Here is a 7,900-nt window from a genome sequence, read left to right as displayed (position 1 = left end):
TTGCTAATAATTTAACCCATAAGAAATTAATATAAATATCAACAAAAGTAACCCCCCTATTTCTCATAATTAGAACCAATCTAAAACAAATGTTGTTCATTATTCCAATTATGTTCAATTTCGTGACTCTGTAACGTAAATTGCTCCCAATCGATAACATTTATTGTCTTAAAATGTTATCAATTACTAAACAAAGTGATATTAAAACACCATAGGTTAATTGCGCGATTGCATATAAATACAATTGCACACCAATTCAGCTTGTATAATATTTCTTAAGAATTGACGAGAGGATATAATCAATAGATCTTCATTCTTTGGGTATTGAGTCTTTTATATTAAACACTTCCAATAAACCACCAATTGAGAGAATACAATCGGTCACTGATACTAAACCTGCACCTCCCACCTCCGAACCAGCACAACAAAAGACTCTATTATGATGCTCTAGAAAGCTCAGGTATAGACGAGTTAATATTAATATCAGACTAAAGATCTTGGAGAATTGTTCCGCAAATCTCAGAAACAATGCTAGCCATTGAGTGCTACTATCTTCATAGAATTAATATACTAACTAACGGATACCTTATGATTAAGTTCGCTGTAATTGGAACCAATTGGATTACAAAGAAATTTGTTCAAGCTGCTCATGAATCACAATCGATGCAACTTGCTGCGGTTTATTCACGAAATCTGGCCAGCGCGGCACAGTTCGCCCAAGAATTTAACGTTGAAACGACGTATGACTCACTCGACGCATTGGCAAATGACAACACAGTTGAAGCCGTGTACATCGCTTCACCAAACTCACTGCACTGCGAGCAATCTATCTTGATGATGGAACACGGCAAGCATGTCATCTGTGAGAAGCCTGTCGCATCGAATATTGAAGAAGCAACACACATGTTTGAGGTCGCTCAGAAGAACGGGGTGGTGCTGTTTGAGGCGTATAAATCTCAGTATCTACCGAACTTTGAGCAAGTTCAACTCGGCTTAAAAAAGATAGGCAAAGTGCATAAAGCGCACATCAACTACTGTCAGTATTCATCGCGTTACCAGAAATACCTAAACGGCGAGAACCCAAACACCTTCAACCCAGCTTTCTCTAACGGTTCATTAGTCGATATTGGCTTCTACTGCGTAGCCGCGACTTCTGCTCTGTTTGGTGAACCTGAGAATGCGCTGGCTTCGGCAAAGCTACTTGACTCAGGTGTGGATGCGCATGGCTGTGCGATCTTCCAGTATCCAGAATTTGATGTAACCCTTGCGCACTCTAAAGTCAGCGACTCTTACGTACCAAGCGAGATCCAAGGCGAACAGGGAGCGATCATCATCGATCACATTGCAGAATGCACCGACGTTAAGATTCGCTATCGTGATGGCACGGTAGAAAACCTTACTCAAGCACAAAGCGAAAACTCCATGAGTTACGAGGTCCAAGCCTTTGCAAACTGCATTGCTGGTGACAAAAGCACCCAAGCTCAAGCCCAACTGCGTGCTTTAACCGTTGCCAAGTTAATTACAGATATGCGTCAGCAAGTTGGTGTCATTTATCCCGCCGACAAATAACACCCCAAGCATGTTAACCAACTGATTTTTAAGAAATGCCGATTTATGCATAACTAAATTTAATCTTTACGACAAATAACCGGATTAGTTGATTGGGATACCATCTGTTTAAATCCGCGTTCGATATCTGTCGTATTTATTTATTTTATTGAAGGTGTGTAAAGTGTTTTCAGTTGATGATCGCGTTGTTGCAACAAAAGGTGTTGAGCTAGGTGAAATGGTAGTAATTGGCCTAAGTGCTGGTGGTGGCTACGTTCATGTTACAACAGTAGAAGGCGCAATAATGACGCTTACTTACCCTGCAAAAGACCTTAAAAAAGCATAGTTTAACCGCTCCGCTCTTTTAGTAGTCACTCTGCTAAAGGTAACAAAATTGAGGCTTTGGCTGACTTCATTCTTCTACATTAGAGTGAGCAGCCAGAGCCTTTTTTGTGCCTGTAATTTACCCACCAGTTTCCCCTCTAATTTACTCATTACAATAACGTCCAATCCAACGGACAATAGAATTCAGTAAAGAGTATCTACACTAAATACTTATTGTCTGTTAGTGCATGCTGTTTATTAGTGCTAAGCGTTTACTGGAACTTGGCATTTATTGATGCTTAGTATTCGTAAGAGTTTCTGGTACATTAGCATTATCTTATACTTGTAATGACCATAAATGAGGGAAGCTATGAAGCTTTACATTTACGACCACTGCCCTTTCTGTGCAAGAGTTGCCTACATTGCTCAATCTCTTGGCTTGAATATCGAACTTGTTTCTGTGGATTATGATGATGCCCAAACCCTTATCGATCTGATCGGTAAAAAAATGGTGCCCGTCTTACAGAAAGACGATGGTTCTATCATGGCCGAAAGCCTAGACATCATTGCTTATTTCATGGATTTGAAATCAAATAATGAGCAACGTGAACCTTCAGAGCAGGCTACTCTTTTCCAAAGCCGAACTTTCCCTCTCACTCAACAGATCGGACGCCCACGTTGGTGGAACCTCGACTTGGCTGAATATCGTTCGGCTGGAGCAAAAAAAGCTTGGCGTGTTAGTAAAGAGACCGAAGGCTTTAATTTTGAAGAGCTCTTAGAAAAGACCCCACAATACGTTCAACTGATTAACCCATTGCTGAAAGATGCAGAGCTTCTATTGGAACTAGAGAATGGTGAATCATCGCTACCTTTGGTTGATCAAGCTCTTTATTTCTCAATGCTTCGCGGTTTCTGTGTCGAACCAAGTATCGAATGGCCACCAGCACTTGAACATTGGCTCGAAAAACAGAGCAAAACGCTTAGCATCATGCTGCTTCGCTAATTTGTTGAGTCGTTAATAGTTAATAGCTAACAACCAGCTAAAAGAAAAATCGAAGCTCCCCGAACCATTGTCCGTACGAGCTTCGATTTTTATGACTCAATTGTCTTTTTCTACAACAAGCGCCTTCTCAAACCTGTACGTTCCAAGATTCGTGTCGAAATCTCTTCAACAGACAGTGACGAGGTGTTGATGTATGGAATGGCTTCACGTCTGAACAACCCTTCAACCGTTTGTAGCTCATACAAACATTGTGAATCACTTGCGTACTCGCTACCTGCCAATCGATTCTCACGGATCTCGGTCAGCCTTTCCGCATCGATCGTCAAACCAAACAACTTATGGCGATATATCTCAAACTCCGGTAACAACCTTAAGCGAGCAATATCATCATGGATAAACGGATAGTTTGCGACGCGTAAACCAAACTGCATTGCCATGTACAAGCTCGTTGGCGTTTTACCGCTGCGAGAGACACCCAACAAGATAATGTCTGCCTCTTCCAAGCCTTTTAAAGTAATGCCGTCGTCGTGCGCTAACGTGTATTCGATAGCAGCAATACGGTCGAAGTATTTGTCCGAGTCTTTATTAACGCTACGAGAACGCTGCAGCTTCGGCTTAGGCGCCATTTTCGTATCATCTTGCACTTTCTGCACGATACTTTCTAACACGTCATAACAATGCGCAGGCGCATCTAACAGCTTGAGTTTTATCTCCGGAATCACAATCGAGAAAAAGACCAAAGGTTCATGGCCTGTTGCTCGATATGAAATCTCGATCTCTTTCAATAAATCAGAAAGTTTGTCTTCACTTTCGACAAACGGGAAGGTTTTTTCATTAGCTTCGAATGGGAATTGACCTAGAACAACATGCCCTAAAGTCTCACATGTTATGGCCGTTCCATCAGAAACATAGAATACATCACGACTTTGGATATCAATTTGCATTTTTTATTTAATGTTTAAAATTATTTTGAGTAGGATGGGAACCATAATATATATAACGAAACCCTGCTGACTATTACGTCCCCCACAGCTTTAGAAAATAATTTACATTTTTTTAAACTGATACGTAATCGTTTGCCTTTAAATCCCTACAATGCTTGCTATGTTTCTGGAGAAATAAATGCAAAATAACACCCTATGGTTCAATGGCCTTTCCATGGAAGATGTCGACAAAGTCGGCGGTAAGAATGCTTCACTTGGCGAGATGGTTTCTAACCTAGCCAACGCTGGCGTATCAGTACCTAATGGTTTTGCTACCACATCTTATGCGTTTAACAACTTTCTTGACTACAAAGGTCTTGATGAGCGCATTCACCAACTCCTTGATGAACTTGATGTTGAAGACGTTGACGCACTGCGTAAGACAGGTGCAACGATTCGACAATGGGTTCTAGACGCACCCTTCCCAGAATCACTAGAGCAAGATATCCGTGATAACTACCGTGAACTGATTGAAGGCAACGAAGAATTGTCTGTTGCGGTTCGCTCATCGGCAACAGCTGAAGACCTTCCAGATGCTTCTTTTGCTGGCCAACAAGAAACCTTCCTTAACGTGAAAGGTATCGATGCAGTTATCGAAGCAACGAAACACGTGTTCGCTTCTCTGTTTAACGATCGCGCTATCTCTTACCGAGTACACCAAGGCTTTGATCACCGTGGCATTTCATTGTCTGCGGGTATCCAGCGTATGGTTCGCTCAGACAAAGCTTCTTCAGGTGTGATGTTCACGCTTGATACTGAGTCAGGCTTCGACCAAGTGGTATTCATCACCTCTTCTTGGGGCCTAGGTGAAATGGTCGTACAAGGCGCGGTGAACCCAGATGAGTTCTACGTTCATAAGCCAATGCTAGAAGCGGGTCACTACCCAGTTGTTAAAAAGACGTTTGGTTCTAAGTTGATCAAGATGATCTACTCAACCAACCAAGAGATCGGCAAGCAAGTTGATATCATCGATACAGATACTAAAGAACGTAACGAGTTCTCATTGAACGATGAAGAGATCAAAGAACTTGCAAAACAAGCAATGATCATCGAGAAGCACTACCAACGTCCGATGGACATTGAGTGGGCAAAAGATGGCATCGACGGCAAGCTTTACATCGTTCAAGCGCGTCCTGAAACCGTATGTTCTCAGAGCGACCAAAACGTTATCGAGCGTTACGAGCTAAACAACAAGGCGGATGTCTTGGTTGAAGGCCGCGCTATCGGTCAGCGTATCGGTTCAGGCCCTGTTCGCTTGGTTGACTCTCTAGACCAAATGTCACTGGTTCAAGAAGGCGACGTACTGGTCACTGACATGACAGACCCGGACTGGGAGCCTGTGATGAAGAAAGCCTCTGCGATTGTCACTAACCGTGGCGGCCGTACTTGTCACGCAGCAATCATTGCTCGTGAGCTAGGCATTCCTGCCATAGTTGGTTGTGGTACCGCGACAAGCAGCCTGAATGATGGCGACACCGTAACAGTGTCATGTTCAGAAGGCGAAACAGGCTACGTTTACAACGGCGAACTCGACTTCGAGATCAAACGTTCTGAGGTTGATGAGCTACCAATGCTGCCAACCAAAGTAATGATGAACGTGGGTAACCCAGATCGTGCCTTCGACTTCGCCCAAATCCCGAACGAAGGTGTTGGCCTTGCTCGCCTTGAATTCATCATCAACAAGATGATTGGTATTCACCCTAAAGCTCTGTTGAACTTCGATGAGCAAACGGATGAGATCAAAGCAGAAATCAACCAGCGTATTCGTGGCTACAAAGATCCTATCGATTTCTACGTAAGCAAGCTAACAGAAGGCATTGCTACAATCGCTTCTGCATTCTGGCCTAAGCGTGTGATCGTACGTATGTCTGACTTCAAGTCGAACGAATACAGCAACCTAGTCGGTGGTAAAACGTTTGAACCGCATGAAGAGAACCCAATGCTGGGCTTCCGTGGCGCATCTCGTTACATCTCACCAGTATTCGAAGACTGTTTCGAGCTAGAGACTCAAGCAATCAAACGCGTTCGCAACGAAATGGGTCTTAAGAACGTTGAAATCATGATCCCATTCGTTCGTACTCCAAGCGAAGCAGCATCGGTTATCGACATTCTGGCTAAGTTCGATCTTCGTCGTGGCGACCAAGGTCTGAAGGTCATCATGATGTGTGAGCTACCATCGAATGCGATTTTGGCTGAGGAATTCTTGAAGTACTTCGATGGCTTCTCTATCGGTTCAAACGACATGACACAGCTGACACTTGGCCTAGACCGAGATTCAGGTGACGTTGCTCACTTATTCGATGAGCGTAACCCAGCGGTGAAAGCGATGCTGAAAATGGCAATCGATGCAGCAGCTAAAGCGGGTAAATACGTAGGAATTTGTGGCCAAGGCCCATCAGACCATGACGACCTAGCGGAGTGGTTAATGGAACAAGGCATCAGCTCTGTTTCACTAAACCCAGATACGGTTATCGACACGTGGTTGAAGCTTGGTAACGTTGCAAACAAGTAACGCTTAGAGTCAACAACTAGATATAGAGTCAACAAAGCCAGTCATCGCGACTGGCTTTTTTGTTCACCGAGAGCCAACAAAGATAACCTGCCTATCATAACAAGCATTGGTATCGCGCTGACCTTACGTTATCCTTTACACAATTCTTCATTGAGAGGTTTGTCATCACAACAAGCCTAACTTCAAGACCGATAAGAGTGTTATGAATTCTACTACCGCAACTCCCTCGCCTTCTCTTGGCCGACAACTCTATACAATGACATGGCCAATGCTATTTGGGGTACTTTCCCTAATGAGCTTCCAGCTTGTCGACAGTGCTTTTATTGGCCAACTGGGCGTACTGCCGCTCGCTGTTCAAGGTTTCACGCTTCCAATACAGATGATCATCATCGGTATTCAGGTCGGGTTAGGTATCGCGACAACCGCGGTAATCGCGAGAGCCATTGGCGCGAATGAAACGCGCTACGCTAAGCAGCTTGGTGGATTAGTGATTGCGATGGGCAGCGTGAGTGTCGCGTTTTTCTCCGTCATCATCTATCTGCTGCGAGGGCCAATTTTACAATTGTTGGATGCGCCACCGACGGTATTACCGATCATTGATTCTTATTGGATCTATTGGCTAGCCAGCTCTTGGACAGGTGCACTGCTCTACTTTTCCTACAGTGTGTGTCGTGCCAATGGTAATACCATGCTGCCCGGTTCAATGATGATCGCGACCAGTATCATCAACTTAATATTGGACCCGATTTTCATCTTTACGCTCGACATGGGCATCAATGGAGCCGCCATTGCGACCATCTTGGCGTTCGGTGCGGGTATATTTATCGTTGCACCAAAGGTCACCAAGAAGCATTGGATGACCTTCGACTGGCACGACCTCGACATCAGCAAGAGTGTTCGCTCCATTGGTAACATCATGGGGCCTGCGATGATCAGTCAGCTGCTGCCTCCTGTTTCATCCATGTTCGCCACTAAGCTGCTTGCTGGCTATGGCACAGCTGCCGTTGCAGCTTGGGCATTGGGTTCACGTTTTGAATTCTTCTCGATTGTCGCTGTGCTAGCACTAACGATGTCGATGCCTCCGATGATTGGCCGCATGTTGGGAGAGAACAATCTCGAAAACATACGTAAGCTCGTTAAGATTGCGGTGATGTTTGTATTGGGTTTCCAGTTGGTGATCGCACTAGTGACTTGGTTATTCTCTGGCGGACTAGCAAACCTAATGACCAGTGAAAGCGAAGTCTCGACGATTTTAAACTATCACCTACTGATCGTACCTATTAGCTTAGGGCCATTAGGAATCTGTATGCTGATGGTTTCCGTCTCTAACGCATTAGGCAAGTCCTATACCGCCTTGACGATTTCAGCGCTGCGCCTGTTCGCCTTCTTCTTACCTAGCTTGTGGGTTGGCTCTCAGCTTGCGGGTATTGAAGGCCTATTCTGGGGCGCAATGACAGGTAATGTGCTTGCCGGCACCTGTGCATGGTTTATGTATCAGCGCGCGCTAAAACAAGTCGAGCTTAAACTGCC

6 protein-coding genes are annotated in these 7,900 nt (G+C 44.4%); 5 read left to right on the top strand and 1 reads right to left on the bottom strand.

All coding sequences use genetic code 11. The annotated features are described in order from the left end of the window. Positions 1–588: 588 nt before the first annotated feature. The 3 genes from AB4653_RS12865 (at position 589) to grxB (ending at position 2,875) form a co-directional block, all read left to right on the top strand. Positions 589–1,569, top strand: a complete 981-nt coding sequence (locus AB4653_RS12865; protein WP_009846297.1) for a Gfo/Idh/MocA family protein — start codon at positions 589–591, stop codon at positions 1,567–1,569. A gap of 163 nt (positions 1,570–1,732) precedes the next feature. After that, a complete protein-coding gene (locus AB4653_RS12860; protein ID WP_009846296.1) occupies positions 1,733–1,894 on the top strand; it encodes a hypothetical protein in 162 nt (53 codons plus the stop codon). 348 nt (positions 1,895–2,242) lie between these two features. Beyond that, complete coding sequence (gene grxB, locus AB4653_RS12855; protein ID WP_009846295.1) at positions 2,243–2,875, top strand: glutaredoxin 2; 633 nt, start codon at positions 2,243–2,245, stop codon at positions 2,873–2,875. Positions 2,876–2,985: 110 nt separating this feature from the next. Here the strand turns inward: grxB and AB4653_RS12850 are convergent, their stop codons facing one another. Next, complete coding sequence (locus AB4653_RS12850; protein ID WP_009846294.1) at positions 2,986–3,819, bottom strand: pyruvate, water dikinase regulatory protein; 834 nt, start codon at positions 3,817–3,819, stop codon at positions 2,986–2,988. 178 nt (positions 3,820–3,997) lie between these two features. On the opposite strand from AB4653_RS12850, the gene ppsA reads away from it, so the two are divergent. Together ppsA and AB4653_RS12840 are read left to right on the top strand one after the other, a co-directional pair. Continuing rightward, the gene (gene ppsA / locus AB4653_RS12845) at positions 3,998–6,370 is read left to right on the top strand and encodes a phosphoenolpyruvate synthase (RefSeq protein ID WP_009846293.1); all 2,373 of its coding nucleotides are present in this window, start codon (positions 3,998–4,000) and stop codon (positions 6,368–6,370) included. Positions 6,371–6,572: 202 nt separating this feature from the next. Continuing rightward, positions 6,573–7,900: MATE family efflux transporter (locus tag AB4653_RS12840; RefSeq protein ID WP_372104351.1), on the top strand; the 1,328-nt coding region annotated here is incomplete at its 3' end.

The organism is Vibrio sp. 10N.222.48.A3 (assembly GCF_041475345.1).
Lineage (GTDB): Bacteria > Pseudomonadota > Gammaproteobacteria > Enterobacterales > Vibrionaceae > Vibrio > Vibrio tasmaniensis_A.
This window is presented reverse-complemented; position numbering and strand designations above follow the sequence as displayed.